Source organism: Rubeoparvulum massiliense (genome assembly GCF_001049895.1).
GTDB classification, from domain to species: Bacteria; Bacillota; Bacilli; order Rubeoparvulales; family Rubeoparvulaceae; genus Rubeoparvulum; species Rubeoparvulum massiliense.
In genome coordinates, this window is the sequence record NZ_CVPE01000003.1 from 335,377 (window position 1) to 356,973 (window position 21,597).

Sequence of the window (21,597 nt, forward strand, 5' to 3'; positions counted from 1 at the left end):
ATCGTGCCTTGTTTCTTTATAATTAATGTATGCAAACTTCTGTAATTATGCAACTGTTTTAGCTGTTTCCACTAAGAGATCGATTGCTTTTCTCCGTTTCAAATCTTCAGTAATGGTACCTAAACCGCTACCCTGCATAGTAAAGATAGAAAGAATCTCTTCGACGCTACGATTATAGGTCTCTGCTAGCTTCTTGAGTTCTTCTTGCACTTCTTCATCAGTCACTTCGATATTTTCTGTTTTCACAATGGCTTCTAATGTTAAGGAGATGCGAACACGCTTCTCAGCGTCAGCCTTGAACTGTTCACGGATCTGCTCTTCATCAGTTCCAGTAAATTTATAGTACTGGTCTAAGCTGATACCTTGCATTTGCAACTGACGATTGAAATCTTCTAGCATATGATCAATTTCATGTTCAATCATTACATCTGGAATCTCAAGCGTTGCATTCTCAGCAGCCTTCTCCAGCAAGGTGTCTCGCTTGTAGTTGAGTTCATCCTCTGCAGCACGTTCTTCAAGTTCCTTACGAAGATCGGCCTTCAATTCCTCGAGGGTATCGAATTCACTTACATCCTTTGCGAACTCATCATCAAGAGCGGGAAACTGTTTCCGCTTGATCTCATGGACCTTTACCTTGAATACAACAGGTTGACCTGCAAGCTCTTCAGCATGGTAATCTTCTGGGAAGGTCACATTAATATCGCGTTCTTCATTTACTTTCATCCCGATCATTTGTTCCTCAAAGCCAGGGATGAATTGTCCAGAACCGATCTCCAAGGTGTAATCAGTAGCTGTACCACCTTCAAATGCTTCATCGCCCTTGTAACCAGCAAAATCAAAACGGGCCATATCACCCTTTTCAATCTCACCATCTTCGATGACAATGAGGGTTGCATGTTGCTCTTGCATATGATGTAGTTCATGCTCGATATCCTCATCCTTCACACTGAAGTCTTTGGCTTCAAGCTCTAGTTCCTTGTATTGACCTAGCTGTAGCTCTGGCTTCACAGTGACAACAGCAGTAAAGACAAGAGGCTCTTCATGATTGATATTGTCTAGATTGATCTCTGGACGATCAACTGGTTCGATGCCTGATTGCTCAACAGCTTCGGAGTATGCATCAGGTAGTAGAATATCAAGTGCATCTTGATATAGTGATTCTACACCAAAACGTTGTTCAAAAATTTTACGAGGCACTTTACCTTTACGGAATCCAGGTACGGAAACCTTTTTCACTACCTTCTTAAACGCTTGATCTAATGCAGTTTGAAAACGTTCTGGTTCTACTTCTACTTTTAGTGTAACTTGATTTTTCTCTTTGTTTTCAATGGTAACGTTCATAGTATTCTCCTCCTACAAGCCTATCATTCATCAGGCGCTATGGCAGCCAATATCGTCTAGCTATGTATTCCAATAAGCACACCGAGTCCATTTTGACATAATAACCATTACATTATACCATAAGCCAAACTCATTTCAAGTGAACTACTTTCATTTTAGCCTGTTCAACTGTCATTTAATCCTGTAACACAATTGGTGCAAAAGGATGTTGCATAATCTTATCCATTAGATAGAGAAGATCTGGATCTGCATCAAGTGCTGTGGAATCCTTGTACTGATCAATGCCATGCAAATATTGACAATAGGCGGCCAATGTTTGGGCCCAAGCATCGATTCTCCGATAATCTCGCTTCACTGGAAGACTAAAGATCAGGAACATGATCCAAGTTGGACGAACTGCTGGCAAGAGGTGAGGAGCCTCCTGCTCTAACAGCTTCACCGTTTTACGCAAAATACGCTGTTCCTCATCATTAAGATCCGTCTCATCTCGCGGCACAGATGCAATAGGAATTTCGACGATCCCAGCTGCTGTCCCAATTCGACAAGAACCAGTTCTTTCCCAACGTCGGAGCAATTGAAGGATAAAAGCCTTCGCTAGTGGTTCCTCGGAAGGATCTTCTAAGCAGGATATTAGTAATGCTTCCATCTCGTTATCATAAGGAGAATATTGGCAGGCTTCTAGAGCTTGAAGTCGTTTGGTACCAGATTCACTCTGTAATTGTGTGAGAATACGCGTACGAAACTCTTCATCTTCCACAAACCGTTGCCGTATATTCTGCTGTTCAGTGAGGGCAAAAGTGGGAGCATCCATCGCTAAATCATCTGAAACATATAACAGACTATCTTCCTGTAGACGTAAGAGCTGTTCACATTCGAGTCTCTGCTCTTCGCTTAATTGGTCATCCTTCAGCAATTCTCGGAGAAATGTAAAGAGTTGATCATACCGCTCTAGCTGAATTAAGGAAGCCATATAGATACGAACAATGGACCAATCCAAACGATCATTCAGGATATATTCTGCGTGGCTGAGCAAGGCCTGATACTCTTCTGCATGAAAGAGAGCGATCACTTTTTCCAATGTCGCTTCATAGACCCGCTCCATTGGAAAGGGAATTACTTTTTCATGGGTTTGCATCATGTCAACTCATTTCTGTTTAAGATGATATGTATCGTGGCACTTATGAATATAAAAAAGGCACTACCCGAATCGGCAATGCCCTATGATGACTGAACTGGCGTCTCAGGAGGGATTCGAACCCCCGACCGACGGCTTAGAAGGCCGTTGCTCTATCCAGCTGAGCTACTGAGACAATAGATTAAAAGGCGACAGTTCTTATTATAATCGGGGAGCTTAAGCACGTCAATATCCCACAGTATATTGCCATCATAGGTTTGCTTATCCTGTTATGAATAAATCATCCTGAATGATACCATTCATTCCCCATGCAGCCACTGGTTGATGCTGATCAGTCAAATACTTCACTGACCAGCGTCCTTTTTCAATGGACAACATTGCATAGCTACCTTGTGGTACACCACGAGGCTTCACCAAGCTTCCAGGATTGATAAAGAGAATGCCATCCATGACCTCCACCAAGGGTTGATGGGTATGGCCAAAAACAATCACTTGTACTCCTTTTTCTTTTCCTCGATAGAATAATGGAAGTAAAGAGTGTTTCACGTGGTGAAGATGGCCATGAACCAACATCAATTGGTAGCCACTCCAAGCAAAGCATCGCTCTGTTGGTAAGGAACTTTCCAAGTCACAGTTTCCCCGTACTGCCTTGATACGTTCCGCTCCATCTGGTATCCCTTCCATTACATTTTGTTCGTGGTCACCTGCATGTAGAATCAGATGATGAGGATAGGCGTTATATAGATTATGCCAGTTTGCTATTCTCCCATGTGTATCACTGACGATGACCAGTTCCGTCATACTCTCACCTCTTTAGGCGCTCGATATGCTGTAGCATCGCCCTCATTGCTTTCCCGCGATGACTGATTCGATTCTTCTCCTCCATGGTTACTTCAGCCAATGTTTTGCCATACTCTTCCACATAGAAGAGTGGATCATAGCCAAAGCCTCCACTACCATGAATCTCATTGGTAATCCAGCCTTCGCATTTCCCCTCTGCTACAATGGGTTCCTCACCTGGCAGGATGAGAATGAGCACCGAGCGAAAGCGTGCAGTCCGTTGCTCCCACTGAATATTCTGAAGTGCTTGCAGGAGCTTAAGATTATTGGCTGTATGATTTCCATGCTCGCCAGCGTAACGAGCAGAATAGACCCCTGGTTCCCCTTGAAGAGCATCCACCTCTAACCCCGAGTCATCAGCCAGCACTGGCAGGTGCAAAAGATCAGCAATCGTTTTTGCTTTTTTTAGTGCATTTTCATAAAAGGTTGTTCCATCTTCCTCAACCTCAGGAATTTCTGGATAATCGGCAAGGCTCTTCACCTCTAAATGAAATGGCTTCACCATCTCCCGAAGCTCCTCTACCTTCCCTTGGTTTGCAGTTGCTAGCACAAGGGTCATAAATGATTCTCTACTCTCCATCGTCTATCTTTCCTCCCGCTGTACCTTGTCCTGTTCTATTTCTTTCGAAGCTGACTCAGTGGTTCTGATTAAGCTAACAGCATCGCCTAATGCCTTCCGCTGTGCTTCCATACAGGTGGCAATCCCTTTACGAGCAAGTTGGATTAATTGTGTCAATTCTTCCGTGGAGAATGGTGACTCCTCGCCAGTTCCTTGCAGCTCAACAAATTTGCCATTCCCTGTCATGACCACATTCATATCCACTTTCGCATGGGAGTCTTCTTCATAACATAAGTCCAGCATAGGAACACCTTGAACAACGCCTACACTAATCGCTGCCAAAGAATCTGTAATAGGAGATTGGCGGAGAAGTTCATGATCCATCAGATACTGAATAGCCAGAACCATCGCCACGAAGCCCCCGGTAATGGAAGCCGTACGTGTTCCACCATCTGCTTGAATCACATCACAGTCAATCCAGATCGTGCGTTCCCCGAGCTTTTCTAAATCCACCACAGAGCGGAGTGCTCGTCCCACAAGACGTTGAATTTCCATGGTTCTGCCTCCAACCTTCCCCCTTGTGGACTCCCGAGCGTTACGGATTTGGGTAGCACGAGGTAGCATGGAATACTCGGCTGTAACCCAGCCCTTACCTTCTCCCCGCATAAATGGTGGGACACGTTCCTCAACACTGGCTGTACAGATCACTTTCGTATCGCCAAATTGAACTAATGCAGACCCCTCTGGATGTTTGAGATAATTGGGCTCGATCTTTACTTCTCGCAATTGATCCGCTTCACGTCCATCAACACGCATTGGCTATTCCTCCTTCAATTTCATAAAAATCATTGTACACAAGAACTCATTGAATGGCAAAAGAGGGGAGCTACTCGTTCCCCTCCAATCTTTTTATCGTATACCGCTTTCTCATTGTACCACGTCAATACCCATCCTAAAAGGAGATACGATTGATTCGGATTGGCTTTTCTGCTAATTGGGATGATTGATTGCTATCTGTAGCATAATCAGCACTTCCGTTCACCAATACCTGCACCTTACCCATACTCGTGGTTTCCAGTAGGGATAAAACAATGCTTTCATAGACCTGACGGCTCATCATTTGTTCTTCTCCCCAACCAAGAATGGTAGGATCAAAGTTCGCCACAATGCTCTGCTGCTCTTCATTCACTTCAGCATGGATCAGCTTGGTGGAGGGTAGAATGGGACTGACTAGCTTACTAGAGCGATCTGGTCCCTTAATCAGTTCAACCACTGTAGCCATGACCACATCTTGCTCTCCCTGCACCAGTCGTGTTACAGGTACATGATAATCCACGCCATTCGGAGAGGTCGCTGTAAAGTAAAGGGTAACTGGCATGGTGTGACCAACGGTAGTATAACGCCCCATCTCTACATTTATACCCATAGCTCGATTTAGCGGCTTTGGTATGGGGGTCAGAGCTACAGGCATCTGTTCTAAGCGCTCACCATTTACCCAGATGACCACTTCATTGACCGTAGGAAATTCTGTCAGAGCCCATGTGATACCTTGAAGAATCTTGAGTTCATCTCCAGGGGCGTACTGGGTAAATTCCTTGGAAAAATCCACGGTAGCGACACCTTGCTGAATATCAATGCTTTGGACCTTCGTTCCTGCAGGAAGCAATGCCTGAAATCCAACAGGAATCATCGACTCTACTGGGCCACCTGCAATCATATGCTCTAATACTTGTTGAGCCACAGACTCGGAAAATGGAAGCTCTTTCGTTACAGGTGTAACGAAACCATTTTGATCAAGGAGATAGAGCGTACTCTGAACCATATTACTCTCTAATTTGTTCGCTTGGTTCAGCAAGTTCCCTGTTTGTTCTTCTTGCTTATCTGGGGAATTGGCTGTTTGATCTCCCATGGGATCCATCACCGTATAGTCAATCTGGGGTGGATCAAGGGATGTATCTCCTCCTGAACTAGTCCAGCCACAAGCCGATAATGTGACAAGCATGATCAGCAAAATGATGGATAGGAGTCTTCGCTTCTGCTGCATAGTATACCCTCCTCAGCACAGTTTGTACTATATATCTATACGAGCCCTATCCAATTTAGACCATAAAAAAACAAGCATCAAAAATGATGATGCTTGACAATGACAGAGGTTCCTAGCCAATCCACAGCAATCTCTTCAAAATCCTTCGGGTCTCCACTGGTAAAGAAAAGATGGGAATCATTCCGTTCAGCCTCTTCCAATTGATTGAGTTGATACAGAACGGTACTGATCTCTCGAGCAGTCTCTTCTGCAGAGTCGATCAACGTCACCTGCTCACCCATAATCTGATGAATGACAGGCTGTAATAATGGATAATGGGTGCAACCAAGAATCAATGTGTCCAGATTTTCTCCTTGGAGGGACTGAAGCGCTGTACGCACTTCCTCCAATGCCTCCTCCTTCTTATAGCCACCTTGCTCCACGAGAGGAACCAAGGTGGGGCAGGCTAAGCTTTTTACATAGTGAGAAGGATTAATCTTGTGAATATGTTGGGGATACGCTTCACTGTTAACGGTATTGATGGTCCCGATAATCCCAATACGTCCATGAGCCGTCGCCTTAATAGCTGCCCGTGAACCAGGTCCAATTACCCCGATGACTGGAACAGGTAAGCGATCCTTTACATAGTCCAATGCAAGTGCAGTCGCTGTATTACAAGCGATTACTAACATCTTGAGATCATATTGCAAGAGATATTCTGCCATTTGTAATGTGAAGTCACGCACTTCATCACCTGGTCGCGGGCCATAGGGACAGCGGGCATTGTCACCGAAATAAACAACCCTCTCCTTCGGCAGCTGTCGAAATACCTCACGAACAACCGTTAGACCTCCCACGCCAGAATCTAAAATACCAATTCGTTTTCCTTCCATATTAAGTCATCCTTTTTCTTCTTCATGTATGGGCACTGCAGTATATGTTTGAAAAGGATGGGTGGTGCCTCTTGGCTAGAGGCTTATTATTCCCTCGACATTTCTTCATATAGTTGCGTAAGTGTCACTTGGAGTCGGTCTACCTCACTTCGATCAAAATGCTGGAGGATCCCTTTCAAATATGCTTGACGAGCCTGTAAAACCTGATGGATGATTTCATTACCCTTGGGTAAAAGATGTATGCGCACTACCCGTCGATCTTTCTCATCACGGATTCGTTGTACCAATTCATTCTTCTCCATTCGATCGATGAGATCAGTAGTGGTACTAAAAGCCAAATACATCTTATTGCTTAGATCCCCGATAGTTGTATCACCCAATTCATCCAACCATTGCAGAGCAATAAACTGTGGAGGAGTAATGGGAAAGTCATTGAGGATCTCCCGCCCCTTGCGTTTGATTATGCCACTGATATGACGAAGCAAGCGTTCTAATTCTACCACTTCTTCTTCTGTTATATTGCTCATCTTTTCCTCCTGGATCTCTTTTACTTCATTATAACGGAATATCGATACCTTTGTAGGATAAGTTCTCTAAACACTCTTTTAAATATTGATCATGATGTTCAGGATAGATGATCAGCTTCGTGAGTACATGTTGAATCGCCTCATCCACTTCTATCAAAGTAGGCGCACGTTGAACACGATATGTATTGCACTTCCATAGTTCACAGGATGAGATAAAGTTCAATACCATGATTATAACACGGTGAAGCTTTTCAAAAAAAACACCCTATCCACATGATAGGGTCATAGTAACTAAATTTTTAATTCTCCCATACGTACCAGCTCAACAACAGCCTGGGAACGACCTTTGACGCCGAGCTTCTGCATCACGTTCGATATATGATTTCGAACGGTTTTTTCGCTGATAAAGAGTTGCTGGGCAATCTCTCGGGTCGTCTTATCTTGTACTAACAGTTCAAATACTTCACGTTCCCTGTTGGTTAACAATTGCGACTTTCTTTGATTGGTCTCTTTCAATCGTGCCACCCCTCCTTGCTAGGGCTCATCAAGTGCACTGTTGAGGGATACGTCAAGTTATCCTATGTAGAAAGAGTCACTTCGGTGCAGTTTTTGCAAGGAATTAGGCATCTGAAATTGAATAAGGTGTAGGATTCTCGCCCCTCTTCCCATACTGTAAATATAGTACAGGACAAGAGATCTGTTTCAGCCAATCCATGTTTTCGTTCACCTGAGGAGAAAGAAGGACTACCTCTGCTTGTTGTAAATCCAGTGTTTGGACACCGATCTCATGATGACTAATCTGCCAGAGGGGAAGTGGCAAGCTCCGGAAGAGGAAGATCACATCGCCATAGCGCAGACAGTTCCTTACGCACTCTCTCACAGGGAAGTCTGGCGAAGATTCAAAAAGATGAACCGGCTCGAAACCAAAACGACGAATGAGCCCCCTGCGATCTTGTAGTTGCTCGCGTCCTTTATTCAGAATCGTTCGTCGAGGAGATAAATAGAGATCACCTGGAACAAACTGAGCAGGTATACCATGAAAGAACATTTGCCTCACCACGATCTAGCTTGCCAAAAAGTGATTGATCTATACCGAAACAGCAGAAGCATCTTTTCAAGACTTTGACAAACTTTAATGATACTTCATACAGAAATTTGTTAAAGAAATGACACAATATTTTTATGCTGTTTTATCGTTTTAAGCCTTATATTTACAGTATTTTTAAAACTGTATCAATTAAAAAATGAGTCTGTTGTATCAGAGGATCTGTTTTTCAAACCACCAAATTCGATCTATTCAATCATCGCTGAAGAGAATTCTGGTTCGTAAGACTGGATGAGCTGAATAAATTCCGAAGAAAAAGGAGTAGGCTTTTTGGTGATGGTATCAATATTAACGAGACGCCCTCGTCCTGCAGCAATCAGTACCTTATCTGCTTCACGAATCAGAGCATATTCCAATTCGATGGAGGTACGGCCAATGGATGCTGTTCGCACCTGAAGTAAAATCGCTTGGTTAAAGAAAAGCTCCTGTAAATAATCACAAGCGAGGTCTGCTACAACAGGATAGCTTTTCGCTCTCTCCATACCACTCCAATGGTCAAGGAGCTTTAACTCACCAAAATAATCAAGTCGTCCCTGCTCGAAATAGATAAAATAACTCACGTTATTGATATGTCCGAACGCATCGGTTTCTGAAAAGCGCGGTTCAATCCGAGTGGAAAAGCGAAATTTTTGTAACCAGGTTTGAAGATCTGGCTGGATATATGGCGGCAGAGCCATCTTCAACACTCCCTTCAAAATGAATGATCATTCAGTTCCTTGCAAGAAAAAGCCAGTACAGATATTCTATACTGGCTGTTCTTTGCGTTGATGTGACTTAGTTTTTGAAGAAACGACGGATGGAATGAGCAGTGGTTGCATTGTTTAATGCAGCGATGGATGTTGTCAAAGGAATACCCTTTGGACATACTTGTACACAGTTTTGAGAGTTACCACAGTCTGTGATACCACCTTCACCCATAATTGCATCCAACCGTTCTTCACGATGCATAGCGCCTGTTGGATGTTCGTTGAATAGACGAACTTGGCTTAATGGAGCTGGTCCCATAAATGGGGACTTGGAGCTTACGTTTGGACATGCTTCCAAGCAGCATCCGCAAGTCATACATTTTTGAAGTTCATAAGCCCAACGACGATCCTTTTCTGGCATCCGTGGACCAGGTCCGAGATCCCATGTACCGTCGATTGGAACCCAGGCTTTTACTTTCTTCAAGGATTCAAACATACGGCTACGGTCTACGATTAAGTCACGAACGATAGGGAAGGTGCTCATTGGTGCAAGTCGAATTGGCTGTTGAATCTTGTCAACAAGGGTTGAACAACCTTGACGTGGGCGGCCATTGATTACCATGGAGCATGCGCCGCATACTTCTTCTAAGCAGACGCTTTCCCAAGCCACTGGTGTTGTCTCTTTACCGTCAGCTGTGACAGGATTCTTTTGAATCTCCATCAAGCAGCCAATAATATTCATATTAGGACGGTAAGGAATCTTAAACTCTTCTGTATATGGCTGAGAGTTAGGATCTGCTTGCCGCTTGATAATCAGATGGATGGTCTTTTCGCTCATTTCTTTTGACCTCCTTCTTCTTCTTCCACTTTCTTAGCTACAGTGTGAGCTTTTGTATAGTCACGTTTACGTGGTGGAATCAAGGAAATATCAACTTCCTCATAGGATAACTCTGGACCATGTGTTTGAGAGTTGTATTGAGCGATCGTGGTCTTTAGCCAGTTTGCATCATCACGATCAGGGAATTCTGGTTTGTAGTGAGAACCACGGCTTTCATTACGATTAAGAGCACCGAGGGTGATAACACGAGCCAATACCATCATATCCCACAATTGACGTGTAAACATGGTAGCTTGGTTGCTCCATTTTGAAGTATCAGAAATACTGATATTTTGATAGCGTTTCATCAATTCTTGGATCTGTTCATCTGCTGTCTTCAAGTTCTTGTTCACACGTACAACCGTAACGTTTTCAGTCATGACGTTACCCAACTCTTGATGGAGTTTATATGCGTTCTCTTTACCATCCATCTTGAGGATCTTGCCATAGTTTTCTTGCTCACGTTTGAGAGCTTGGTCAAAGTAACGGCTAGATTCTTCAGAAGCACTACGAGGTAGGCTCTTAATGTATTCTACAGCGTTAGGACCAGCTGTCATACCACCATAGATCGCAGATAGCAAGGAGTTCGCACCAAGACGGTTTGCACCGTGTTGAGAATAATCACATTCACCGGCAGCTAGCAAGCCAGGGATACTGGTGAATTGTTCAATGTCAACCCAGAGACCACCCATGGAATAGTGAACACCAGGGAAGATCTGCATTGGCACTTTTCGTGGGTCATCCCCAACGAATTTTTCATACATTTCAATGATACCGCCAAGCTTAACATCCAATTCCTTTGGATCCTTATGGGAAAGGTCAAGATAAACACGACGTTCGCCATTGATACCAAGTTTCAAGTCAACGCAGACGTGGAAAATTTCACGTGTAGCGATGTCACGAGGTACCAAGTTACCATAGGCAGGATATTTTTCTTCAAGGAAGTACCATGGTTTACCATCTTTATAAGTCCAAACACGGCCACCTTCACCACGAGCAGACTCAGACATCAAGCGTACCTTGTCATCGCCAGGGATAGCAGTGGGGTGAATTTGGATGAACTCACCGTTGGCGTATTTAGCACCTTGTTGATAAACAGTAGATGCAGCAGCACCTGTGTTAATGATGGAGTTTGTAGATTTACCGAAGATCATTCCAAGACCACCTGTTGCCATGATGACAGCGTCACCAGCAAAGGCTTTGATCTCCATGGATTTAAGGTCTTGTGCTACGATCCCGATTGCACGGCCTTCGTCATTTTGAACAAGGGATAAGAAATCCCAGTACTCATATTTCTTTACGAGGCCTTGAGCTTCCCAACGACGTACTTGTTCGTCAGCTGCATATAGTAATTGTTGCCCTGTTGTTGCACCAGCATATGCAGTACGGTGATGCTGTGTACCACCGAAACGACGGAAGTCAAGTAAGCCTTCTGGTGTACGGTTAAACATTACACCCATACGGTCAAAAAGATGAATAATACCAGGCGCAGCATCGCACATGCGTTTTACTTGTGGTTGGTTGGCTAAGAAGTCACCACCATAGATACTGTCGTCAAAGTGAATCCATGTTGAGTCATTTTCACCCTTGGTATTAACAGCTCCGTTAATACCACCTTGGGCACAAGCAGAGTGAGAACGCTTAACAGGTACTAAAGAAAACAAATCAACTGGAATACCAGCTTCTGCAATTTTCACGGTTGCCATCAGGCCTGCAAGACCCCCGCCAACCACGATGATACGAGAATTTTTGTTCATTACGGTATTCTCCCCTTTCACAATTTTACTCAGAGGGTTTATGCGTTAACCACAAAACCGTATAGAGCCATGATTCCAAGTGTGGAAATTAATAAGAAGAAGATGGCTGATACATAGCCAAAGATTTTTTGTGAACGGGGACCGATTGTGATACCCCAAGTGATTAAGAATGTAGATAATCCATTTGCAAAGTGGAATGTCGCAGATAAAAGACCAATAACATAAAGAGCTAATGAAATTGGGTTAGCAACGATTGCCCTCATGATATCGAAGTATTGTGTGTTATCTGCATAACCAAGAGCTACTTGCATCCGTGTTTCCCATACGTGCCATGTTAACCAGATAATCAAGAAGATACCTGTAACACGTTGAAGCATGAAGTTCACATTACGTAAGAAGCCAAAGCGACCTACGTTATTTTTTGCTTGGAAAGCGATAAATAAACCATAGATTCCGTGATAAAGGATTGGAACAAAAATCAAGAAGATTTCAAGGAATAATAAGAATGGCAAGCTTTCCATAAATTCTGCACGTGCATTAAATACTTCACGGCCTCCAAAAGCACCGGAGTTAATAAATAAATGCACACATAAAAAAGCACCCACAGGGATAACCCCTAGTAACGAATGCAACTTACGGTTGAAATAGTGAGTCGTTTTTGCCATGGGTTTTCCTCCTTCGTCCTAGTCTACAACAAGTTTACCATACTAACTCTGAGACAACCAATCAATTTTGCCTTCCACCATTGTCAGCAGATACCTTACGATTTTTGTCACATCTCCTTCCTTAACACCTATTTACTTTTTAACATATTTATTGTACTCCTGGTTAAAAAGCAAAATCAAGGAATTGAAATGTGGCAAACCATTCTAACCAACAATAACCCGTTCTTTCGGAAAATGGTAAGTTGCTTTTTTATCTTGTTGTTGAATCAATAGTAGCAATGCACCCAAACCAATCCGTCCAATAAACATCAGGCAAATTAAGATTACTTTACTAAAGCTGCTTAGTTGACTCGTAATTCCTAATGAAAGACCACATGTTCCGAATGCAGAACTAATTTCAAACATCATCTGCATTAGGGTAAAACGCTGTCCTTCCCAATAAGCCATCAGTAGTAGTCCGGTCATAAAGAGTCCTACTGCTGTGATTCCAACCACAATCGCTTTGTTCACATCAAGAGGATGAACCTGTCGTCCCATAACACGAACTTCCTGTTCTCCCCGTGCAAAGCTTCGGATGGTTAAGATTAGAATGGCTAGTGTTGTGGTACGTATTCCTCCACCACAACTTGATGGGGATGCCCCAATAAACATCAGAATCGTAATAAATAGCACCGTTGGCAGCATAAACAGATTGACATCAATGGTTGCGAGCCCTGCGCTTCGTGATGTAACCGAAGTAAACATTGAGATCAGCAAACTATCTCCCAGAGAATAATCACGAAATGCGTGACCGGCCTCGACGAGATAAATCACGATAAAGCCAATGAGCATTAAAGAAAAATAGATGGTTAGTGAAAGCTTGCTATGAAGGCTAAGATGACGATCTTTCCGGTAGTCCATCAATTCGATTAAAACCGGGTATCCAATTCCCCCTAAGATAATCAGCAACATCACCGTTCCATTGATTACTAAATCACTCTGGAATGGAATAAGGCTGGCACTAAAGAGGTCGAAACCGGCGTGAGTGAATGCGGAGACGGCATGGAAAATACCCAGATAAAACGCCTGATACCAAGGATAGTCATGCATAAGGTAGGTACCCAGTATCACTGCTCCCGTTCCCTCAATTACGAAAGCGAGTACTGTAATACGCTTAATCAGAGTGACCATCCCAGATAGGGCTGTTTGATTCTGGTCCCATTGAATCACCAAACGATTACGGAGACCCACTTTCCGTCCTAGTATTACCCAGATGAAAGTACCCAATGTCATAAAGCCAATTCCACCAATTTGAATGGTGCAGAGTATGACGATCTGCCCGAACAAAGTGAAGGTCTCTGCTGTATTGGCAATGGCTAATCCGGTTACACTAATCGCGCTTGTAGCTGTGAACCACGCATCCACAAAGCTTAGATTGACACCTGGTTTTTGTGCAATGGGTAACAATAATAATAATGTAGATAGAAGACCGGCAAAAGCATATCCTGCCACCATGACCTGTACAGGCTTTAAGCGCCGTATCAAAAGCTTCATATCATCACCTGACAATTCCGTAAGGATTTAGGAACCCCTCAATTCCCTTATCGTTACCATTATTCATGATTCCAGGTGAGATGTCTACCCTGCTTTGCCCATTGGCCATTTCCCTTCTGCTCTCTTCGAAACAAGAGAAACTTGGGCCTAAACATGCAATTTTAACCTAACCCTTCACATTACACGATAAATCAGCAGGAATTTTGAATCTCATCTTGCTAGTCGCTAATCCTGCTGACACTAAATTAATATAATCGTTTCGGTAGATAATGCAATGGTTTAAATTGCCAACTATTCCTCGTTTTTAAGGTGCTCCTGGATGAGTTCCGCCACTTTAGGGGGAATCCCTACCCCCACAATTTCCTCTAAACTAGCTGTCTGAATTTTTTTAATTGAGCCAAAATGCTTTAATAAAGACTGCTTTCTTTTTGATCCAACACCTGGAATTCCATCGAGGCGAGATTGAAACATACTCTTACTTCGTGTCTGTCGGTGGAAGGTGATGGCAAAGCGGTGTACCTCATCTTGGATCCTTTGTAGAAGAAAGAATTCTTCAGAAGTAGGATCTAATTCAATCTCTTCTGCCGCTGCACCAAATAGTAAGCGTGCAGTCTGATGCTTCTCATCTTTAACCATCCCACCAACAGGAATAAACAACCCTAGCTCATTCTCCAGCACATCACATGCTACCTTCATCTGTCCCTTGCCACCATCCACAAGGATGAGATCAGGCAGCGGTAAATTTTCACGAAGTACACGAGTATAGCGGCGGCGTATTACTTCTCGCATGGACTCCACATCATTAGGACCTTCTACCTGCTTAATCTTGTACTTTCGGTATTCCCGCCTCATCGGCTTACCATCAACAAAGACAACCATGGCAGAGACCGGGTCAGTCCCTTGAATATTCGAATTATCAAACGCTTCAATCCAGTTTAAATCACCTATTTGTAAGCGTGCGCCAAGACGACGTACCGCTTCTGTGGTTCTAGCCTCATTGCGAGTTAGTAAACGAAATTTCTCATCCAGCGCCATATGAGCATTGGCCTGTGCCATCTCTACAAGGCTTCGCTTTTGCCCCCGAACCGGTACAAGTACCTTTGCTTGTAGCAATTCTTGCAGTCCATCTACCTCGATGTTGGCTGGGAGTAAGATCTCCTTTGGCACTTCATGCTGATCGTAGAACTGCATGACAAAGGAGAGAAATTCATCACTACCATCACCGTAGGAAGGGAAGAAGGAAACCTCACGCTGGATCATTTTGCCCTGACGAATAAAAAAGACTTGAATGCAGATCCAACCTTTATCCACCACAAAGCCAAAAACATCACGGTCTACTCCATCATGGAGATGAATGGTCTGCTTCACCATCACTGTTTCAATATGTTGAATGAGGTCTCGTAGCTCCTTAGCACGTTCAAACTGGAGGGCTTCTGCAGCCTCCATCATCTCCTTACGTAGCTCCTCTTGGATCTTTTGATGCCCACCATTAAGAAATTGGGTGATCTGCTGAACGATCTCATCATACTTTTCCTGTTGCACAGGATATTCGCAGGGTGCTAGACATTGTCCTAGATGATAGTAGAGACAGATCCGATTGGGGATGGTTCTACACTTTCGCAATGGATAGAGACGGTCCAATAGCTTCTTGGTTTGCTGTGCTGCTGCTGCATTAGGGTATGGGCCATAATATTTAGACTTTCCTCGCTGGTTTACCTTCCGCGTAATCTCCAAACGTGGATGTTCACCTAAGGAGAGCTTAATATACGGATAGGTTTTATCATCCTTCAGCATGATATTGTACTGCGGTGAATACTGCTTAATCAGATTTAATTCCAGTAATAACGCCTCTGTTGCAGATTTGGTGATGATATATTCAAAGTCCACAATTTCACTGACCAACTTTTGTGTTTTTCCATCATGAGTTCCAGTAAAATATGAGCGAACACGATTACGCAAATTCTTTGCCTTACCTACATAGATAATCTGCCCCTGTGCATCTCTCATGAGGTAGCATCCAGGGTTCGTAGGAAGTAAGCTAAGCTTTTCTTGCAAATATTTTGTTTGCGCTCCCAAATGCATCCCCCTTTTCTCATACAAAAACAGCTACTAACATAGCTGTCAGTAGCTGCTACTTGCAGTTTTTCACGGCAAGATTATAGATGCTTTTGTAATTTAGCCATTAATGCTTCCTTAGGTTGGAAGCCAATGATCTTGTCAACAACCTCGCCATTTTTAAAGACCATCAATGTTGGAATACTCATGATCCCATATTGACCAGAAACAGCTGGATTTTCATCCACATTTAGTTTAGCAATCTTTAAACGATCACCAACTTCGCCATCGATCTCTTCCAATACTGGTGCAATCATTTTACATGGTCCGCACCATGGAGCCCAGAAGTCTACGAGTACTGTACCGCTGCTCACATTTGTTTGGAAGTCATTATCACTTACATGCACAATTGCCATTTTATTTCCTCCTTATGTGTATGTCCGAGTACTCCAAGTATATCACCTAGATGATAAATATTCCAACCTGAAGCACTTCGTACTTTTTTGAGTTTATATACCCTATGAGGTATTATATTCGAATGGAGGAAGTTTCGCAAGTCCTTTTAGAGCATGCTCCGTAGCTCCTCTGTAAATAAAGGAACCACCTCAAATAAATCACCTACAATCCCATAATCAGCAACCTGAAAGATGGGAGCCTCCGGATCCTTATTAATCGCCACGATCACCTTGGAATTACTCATACCAGCTAAGTGTTGAATCGCGCCAGAAATTCCGCAAGCAATATACAGGGTAGGTGTGACTACCTTACCAGTTTGCCCAATTTGCAGAGAATAATCACAGTACTCTGCATCACAAGCACCTCTTGATGCACCTACAGCACCGCCAAGTAAATCAGCTAACTCCCGCAGCGGTGCAAAGCCCTCAGCACTCTTCACACCACGCCCGCCTGCAACAACAATTTTGGCCTCCGCTAAGTCCACTCCTGCGGTAGCTTTCTGAATTACTTCGCGGACAATGGTGCGTAGATCGTGGATCTCCACTTCAAACTGCTGTACCATCACATTCCGTCCTTCATCTGCTGATAGGATTGGAATATTATTGGGGCGAATGGTTACAACGTGAATCTCTGTGAGAAAAGTTTTCTTTTCAAAGGCTTTTCCTGCATAGATGGGTCTTAAATACTGAATCTCATCACCTACCTGCTCGATTCCAATACAGTCTGTGATCAAGCCCTGTTGAAAACGAGCGGCTAAACGTGGCGCCAGATCCTTACCCATCGCAGTGTGTCCGAGTACGAAGGCATCTGGCTTCTGTGCCTCCAACACTTGCTTTAGCGCTTGAAAATAGGCATCGGTGGTATATGTGGATAGTGCTTCATGCTGCACATGTATTATTTCATCAGCACCATGCTGGGCCAATGCTTTGAGGGTGCTCTCATCAGCATCACCTAGAATAACAGAGAGTATCCTACCCTCCTCACCTGCGATAAGGCGGGCTGCTGCAATGGCCTCAAGGGATACTTGCCGTAGCTGTTCACCTTTTTTCTCTGCAACGGTTACCACAGTCTTTTTCATCTTATCAGCTCTCCTTCCTCGCCATTAATCCAGGCTGATTACTTTTGCCTCATGCTGCAAGCGATGGACCAATTCCTTCACTTGCTCCTGAAGTTCCCCTTTTAATATACGACCTGCCTGTTTAGGTGGTGGTAAGAAGGTGTCCACCTTCTTTGTTTTACTTGCCACCTCTTCCCATGTCACACCAAGATCTTCTAATGTAAGAACATCCAAGGGCTTCTTCTTTGCTTTCATAATCCCTTGCAGGGAAGGATAGCGCGGTTCATTGAGGCCTTGCTGCGCTGTCACTAGCAAAGGTAGAGCGGTGGCAATAATCTCTGTATCTCCTTCCACATCCCGATCCACCATTACTTCATCGCCCTGAATCGCAATCTTCACGATGGTGGTGACCTGTGGAATGCCGAGGAGTTCTGCTACCCTAGCACCCACCTGGCCAGAGCCATCATCAACTGCCATATTGCCCGCCAAGATCAGCTGGTAAGGTTGATCCTTGAGGATCTGATAGAGAAGCTGTGAGACCGTGTACTCATCAAGCTCATGCTCCTCTCCATCATCCCCGATGCTAAGACGGATGGCACGGTCAGCTCCCATGGCAAGGGCAGTGCGCAGTGAGCTCTCTACCCGTTCAGATCCCACTGAGATTACAGTCACCTCACCGCCATGAGCTTCACGGAGGCGTATCGCTTCCTCCACCGCATATTCATCATAGGGGTTGATAATATACTCCACCCCTTCGTCACTAATCTTTCTGTCCTTTAGAATGATTTTCTCCTCGGTATCAAAGGTCTGCTTCATTAAAACATAGAAGTTCATTTGCGAATGCCTCCTTTTCACAATTGAAGGAACTATCTGATAATTTTAGAGCTTATTCATCAACAAAATGGGGTGCACGTTTCTCCAAGAATGCTTGGACGCCTTCACGCATGTCCTTCGATGAAAATGACTGGCCAAAAAATTCAGCTTCCTTTATCAATCCCTCATCTAGAAAAGAGTGCTCCGTCTCACGTACCGCTTCTAAGGCCTTGATCACCGTTAATTTACTCTTTCCACAAATCGCTTGAGCGAGATGGAGAGCTTCATCTAACAATTGATCCTGGGTAACGAGACGATTGAGTAAACCGATTCGGTATCCCTCTTCTCCATCAATGATCCGACTGGTTAAAATCATTTCTAGTGCCCTTGCCTTCCCCACAAGGCGAGGTAGACGTTGCGTCCCACCCCAACCAGGAATTAAACCTAAATTTAGTTCAGGCAAACCCAGTTTCGTCTCAGGTGTTCCCAGTCGAATATGGCAGGACATGGCCAATTCTAGTCCTCCACCTAATGCTGCTCCATGAATGGCAGCGATTACAGGGCGATTAAAGCCTTCAATTGTATTGAAGAGTTGCTGCCCCAACCGTGCCATCTCGATACCCGCTTCTACGGTATCGATCTGAGTAAATTCCTTAATATCTGCCCCTGCAGCGAAGAAGCGTCCTTCGCCATGGAGAATAACTGCTCGGATCGATTGATCCTCTTCCATCTGTGCAAAAAGCTGCTCCAGTTCTTCCAAGCTTGCTCGATTCAAGGCATTGGCTGGAGGGTGGTTAATCGAAACCCAGCCGATGCCCTCCTCCTTACGAAATTGCAGATGATTCATAATCGCCCTCCATTCGCTCTTCTGGTTTTATTCCATCCTCACCATTCCAAATTTCAGCAATTGATGAAGGGGTTCTACCTGCGTACGCATATCATATTTGCAGCCCTTCATCACCCAAGCTGTTACCGTTTCATCTAAAGTCCCGAAGATCATCCGACGAGCCATCCGTTGGTCAATATCCGGGCGGAAATATCCGGTCTCCACCCCTTCAGCAATAATCTGGGCAATCACATCCTGATAACGTTTCACGATCTTTCCTAATTCATCGCGGATCTCTTTTTGTGGTTGGCGCAGCTCTAATTGTGTTACCATTGCTAACGCTTGATCACGATTTAGCATCTCAAGATGAGTGGCAATCAATGCCCGTAACTTACCATCCACCGTCGTTTCTTGGTCAATGCGTCCTTGAATCACATCCACAAATTGACCCATCTTTTTATTAAACATGGAGATCAAAAGATCGTCCTTGTTCTTAAAGTAGAGGTAGATGGTTCCATCCGCTACATTCGCCTCTTTTGCGATCTTGGAAACCTGTGCCTTATGGTAGCCAGATTCAGCAATTACGCGGACTGCTGCATCAATGATCACGTCATACTTGTTCTGCTTTGATTTTTCCATGCTTGACGCCTCACTTCATCAATTAGTGAATGACTATTCATTCACTATAAGTCTATTATGAAAAGAGGCATTCGTCAATCATCCTCTTTGTCTCTCTTGTTTCCACTATGTATTAGAGTCCAAAGGACTCTAATTCGCTTGGTCCTCTTGAACCAGTTGACGTCTTAATACTTTCCCTACAGTAGTTTTTGGCAATTGCTCACGAAATTCGTAAATACGCGGAATCTTATAAGAGGCTAGCTTCTCTCGGCAGAACTGATCTAACTCTTCTTCCGTGACGGTCATTCCTTCCTTCACAACGACGAAAGCCTTTACTGTCTCACCTCGATATTCATCGGGTATACCAGCCACCGCAGCTTCCTGAATCGCAGGATGCTCAAATAATATTTCCTCAATCTCACGGGGATAAATATTGTAACCGCTTGCAATAATCATGTCCTTTTTCCGATCTACGATATAAAAGTACCCTTCTTCATCCATGTATCCCATATCTCCAGTTAGTAGCCAGCCTTCACGTAAAGTCATCTCTGTCTCCTCTGGCCGTTGCCAATAACCCTTCATCACCTGGGGACCACGAACAACTAACTCACCAATCGCACGAGGGGGTAAAAAATTCCCCTCTTCATCCATGATCGCTGCTTCTGTATCTGGCCATGGTAGTCCAATGCTACCATTCACCCGCTCTCCCCAGATTAAGTTAGCATGCGTAACAGGAGAACTCTCTGTAAGGCCATAACCCTCCACAATCTTCCCATTCGTTAACTCTTCAAAGCGTTGCTGAACCTCTAAGTGGAGTGGAGCAGAACCGCTGATACAGGCAAAAATCGATGATAGATCATACTGATGGATCTCCGGGTGATTGATGAGCGCAATATACATGGTAGGTGCTCCAGGAAATAAGGTGGGACGTTCCTTTTCAATTAACTTCAGTACCTCTTCCGGTTGGAAGCGAGGTATCACCACCATGGAACCTGCGATCATTAAGGTAAGATTCATCACCGTCGTCATACCATACACATGGAAAAATGGAAGTGCTGCTAGGACCCGTTCCTTCCCAAACTCTGATTTATAGATCCAATGCCGTGTCTGAAGCACATTGGCCACCAGATTATAATGGGTTAGCATACATCCCTTCGGTAAGCCGGTAGTACCTCCAGTGTATTGAAGTAAGGCAAGATCTTCTTTGGCATTAATCTCTACAGGTGGAATGGGGGTATCGGGCTGTGCTTGTAATAAAGCATGCCACTTTAAAATCACTTCTCCTTCGAGGTTCACAGCTTGCTTCTGTTTTCGTTGGACAAAGGGATAGAGCCAATTCTTCGGAAACGGTAGGTAGTCTCCCACAGATGTAATAATGACATGCTGCAGATTGGCTTTTTCACGAACTGCCTTAATACGGGGATAGACCAAATCCAGGGCAACGAGCACTTTTGTTCCAGAGTCAATCAACTGGTGTTCCAATTCTCGTTCTGTATAAAGAGGATTAGTCTGAACCACTACACCGCCAATCAAGAGGGTAGCATAGTAGGCAATCACTGCCTGTGGAGAATTGGGGAGCATAATAGCTACTCGATCACCTTTCTCGATCCCAAGATCTCGTAAAGCATGAGCCAATCTGTACACCGCATCCAATAATTGCTTGTAACGAATCCGTTTTCCCATGAAAAAGATCACTTCTTTATCCGGAAAACGATGGGCTGAATCCAGTAAAAATGTGACCAGTGAAACTTCGGGATAATGGATCGACTTCGGAATTTCCGGGGGATAGTGACGGAGCCAGACTCTTTCCTCCACATCCTGTTTTTTCATT

23 protein-coding genes and 1 tRNA gene are annotated in these 21,597 nt (G+C 44.1%); all 24 read right to left on the reverse strand.

The annotated features are described in order from the left end of the window. Positions 1 to 45 precede the first annotated feature (45 nt). Complete coding sequence (gene tig / locus BN1691_RS01710) at positions 46 to 1,341, reverse strand: trigger factor (protein ID WP_048600506.1); 1,296 nt, start codon at positions 1,339 to 1,341, stop codon at positions 46 to 48. A 175-nt stretch (positions 1,342 to 1,516) separates the two neighbouring features. After that, a complete protein-coding gene (locus tag BN1691_RS01715; RefSeq protein ID WP_048600507.1) occupies positions 1,517 to 2,476 on the reverse strand; it encodes a hypothetical protein in 960 nt (319 codons plus the stop codon). A 98-nt stretch (positions 2,477 to 2,574) separates the two neighbouring features. Next, positions 2,575 to 2,651: transfer RNA gene (locus tag BN1691_RS01720), tRNA-Arg, on the reverse strand. 86 nt (positions 2,652 to 2,737) lie between these two features. Further along, entirely contained in the window at positions 2,738 to 3,277 is a 540-nt protein-coding gene (locus BN1691_RS01725) for a metallophosphoesterase family protein (RefSeq protein ID WP_048600508.1), read from the reverse strand. A 4-nt stretch (positions 3,278 to 3,281) separates the two neighbouring features. Beyond that, positions 3,282 to 3,896 carry an XTP/dITP diphosphatase gene (locus BN1691_RS01730; protein WP_231638324.1) on the reverse strand — a complete coding sequence of 205 codons (615 nt, stop codon included), beginning with the start codon at positions 3,894 to 3,896 and terminating at the stop codon, positions 3,282 to 3,284. Positions 3,897 to 3,899: 3 nt separating this feature from the next. Continuing rightward, positions 3,900 to 4,691 (reverse strand): ribonuclease PH, encoded by a 792-nt coding sequence (rph, locus tag BN1691_RS01735; protein ID WP_048600509.1) that lies wholly within the window; start codon positions 4,689 to 4,691, stop codon positions 3,900 to 3,902. Positions 4,692 to 4,827: 136 nt separating this feature from the next. Beyond that, positions 4,828 to 5,919, reverse strand: coding sequence for a GerMN domain-containing protein (locus tag BN1691_RS01740; protein WP_048600510.1), 1,092 nt, complete (start codon positions 5,917 to 5,919; stop codon positions 4,828 to 4,830). A gap of 77 nt (positions 5,920 to 5,996) precedes the next feature. Next, on the reverse strand, positions 5,997 to 6,791 hold the full coding sequence (gene racE, locus BN1691_RS01745) for a glutamate racemase (protein WP_048600511.1): 795 nt from the start codon (positions 6,789 to 6,791) through the stop codon (positions 5,997 to 5,999). 86 nt (positions 6,792 to 6,877) lie between these two features. Next, positions 6,878 to 7,318, reverse strand: a complete 441-nt coding sequence (locus BN1691_RS01750) for a MarR family winged helix-turn-helix transcriptional regulator (RefSeq protein ID WP_048600512.1) — start codon at positions 7,316 to 7,318, stop codon at positions 6,878 to 6,880. A 28-nt stretch (positions 7,319 to 7,346) separates the two neighbouring features. Next, positions 7,347 to 7,547 carry a hypothetical protein gene (locus tag BN1691_RS01755; RefSeq protein ID WP_048600513.1) on the reverse strand — a complete coding sequence of 67 codons (201 nt, stop codon included), beginning with the start codon at positions 7,545 to 7,547 and terminating at the stop codon, positions 7,347 to 7,349. Positions 7,548 to 7,609: 62 nt separating this feature from the next. After that, positions 7,610 to 7,834: a helix-turn-helix domain-containing protein gene (locus BN1691_RS01760; protein ID WP_048600514.1), complete on the reverse strand. Its 225-nt coding sequence runs from the start codon at positions 7,832 to 7,834 to the stop codon at positions 7,610 to 7,612. A 103-nt stretch (positions 7,835 to 7,937) separates the two neighbouring features. Further along, a complete protein-coding gene (locus BN1691_RS13800; protein ID WP_147545557.1) occupies positions 7,938 to 8,378 on the reverse strand; it encodes a hypothetical protein in 441 nt (146 codons plus the stop codon). A 233-nt stretch (positions 8,379 to 8,611) separates the two neighbouring features. Beyond that, entirely contained in the window at positions 8,612 to 9,100 is a 489-nt protein-coding gene (locus tag BN1691_RS01770) for an acyl-CoA thioesterase (protein ID WP_048600515.1), read from the reverse strand. Between the two features lie 97 nt (positions 9,101 to 9,197). After that, the gene (sdhB, locus tag BN1691_RS01775) at positions 9,198 to 9,947 is read right to left on the reverse strand and encodes a succinate dehydrogenase iron-sulfur subunit (RefSeq protein ID WP_048600516.1); all 750 of its coding nucleotides are present in this window, start codon (positions 9,945 to 9,947) and stop codon (positions 9,198 to 9,200) included. After that, entirely contained in the window at positions 9,944 to 11,743 is a 1,800-nt protein-coding gene (sdhA, locus tag BN1691_RS01780) for a succinate dehydrogenase flavoprotein subunit (RefSeq protein ID WP_048600517.1), read from the reverse strand. Before sdhA ends, sdhB begins: the two co-directional genes overlap by 4 nt. Before the next feature lie 38 nt (positions 11,744 to 11,781). After that, positions 11,782 to 12,408, reverse strand: a complete 627-nt coding sequence (locus tag BN1691_RS01785) for a succinate dehydrogenase cytochrome b558 subunit (RefSeq protein WP_048600518.1) — start codon at positions 12,406 to 12,408, stop codon at positions 11,782 to 11,784. Positions 12,409 to 12,612: 204 nt separating this feature from the next. Continuing rightward, positions 12,613 to 13,941, reverse strand: coding sequence for a TrkH family potassium uptake protein (locus BN1691_RS01790; RefSeq protein ID WP_048600519.1), 1,329 nt, complete (start codon positions 13,939 to 13,941; stop codon positions 12,613 to 12,615). A 291-nt stretch (positions 13,942 to 14,232) separates the two neighbouring features. Beyond that, positions 14,233 to 16,023 (reverse strand): excinuclease ABC subunit UvrC, encoded by a 1,791-nt coding sequence (gene uvrC, locus BN1691_RS01795; RefSeq protein ID WP_048600520.1) that lies wholly within the window; start codon positions 16,021 to 16,023, stop codon positions 14,233 to 14,235. Between the two features lie 74 nt (positions 16,024 to 16,097). Next, positions 16,098 to 16,412, reverse strand: a complete 315-nt coding sequence (gene trxA, locus BN1691_RS01800; protein ID WP_048600521.1) for a thioredoxin — start codon at positions 16,410 to 16,412, stop codon at positions 16,098 to 16,100. A 146-nt stretch (positions 16,413 to 16,558) separates the two neighbouring features. Beyond that, on the reverse strand, positions 16,559 to 17,530 hold the full coding sequence (locus tag BN1691_RS01805; RefSeq protein WP_048600522.1) for an electron transfer flavoprotein subunit alpha/FixB family protein: 972 nt from the start codon (positions 17,528 to 17,530) through the stop codon (positions 16,559 to 16,561). Positions 17,531 to 17,554: 24 nt separating this feature from the next. Beyond that, positions 17,555 to 18,343, reverse strand: a complete 789-nt coding sequence (locus BN1691_RS01810; protein ID WP_048600523.1) for an electron transfer flavoprotein subunit beta/FixA family protein — start codon at positions 18,341 to 18,343, stop codon at positions 17,555 to 17,557. Positions 18,344 to 18,395: 52 nt separating this feature from the next. Beyond that, complete coding sequence (locus BN1691_RS01815; RefSeq protein WP_390621625.1) at positions 18,396 to 19,172, reverse strand: enoyl-CoA hydratase; 777 nt, start codon at positions 19,170 to 19,172, stop codon at positions 18,396 to 18,398. A gap of 24 nt (positions 19,173 to 19,196) precedes the next feature. Beyond that, positions 19,197 to 19,787: a TetR/AcrR family transcriptional regulator gene (locus tag BN1691_RS01820; RefSeq protein ID WP_048600525.1), complete on the reverse strand. Its 591-nt coding sequence runs from the start codon at positions 19,785 to 19,787 to the stop codon at positions 19,197 to 19,199. 129 nt (positions 19,788 to 19,916) lie between these two features. Then, positions 19,917 to 21,596 carry a long-chain-fatty-acid--CoA ligase gene (locus BN1691_RS01825; protein WP_048600526.1) on the reverse strand — a complete coding sequence of 560 codons (1,680 nt, stop codon included), beginning with the start codon at positions 21,594 to 21,596 and terminating at the stop codon, positions 19,917 to 19,919. Position 21,597 lies beyond the last annotated feature (1 nt).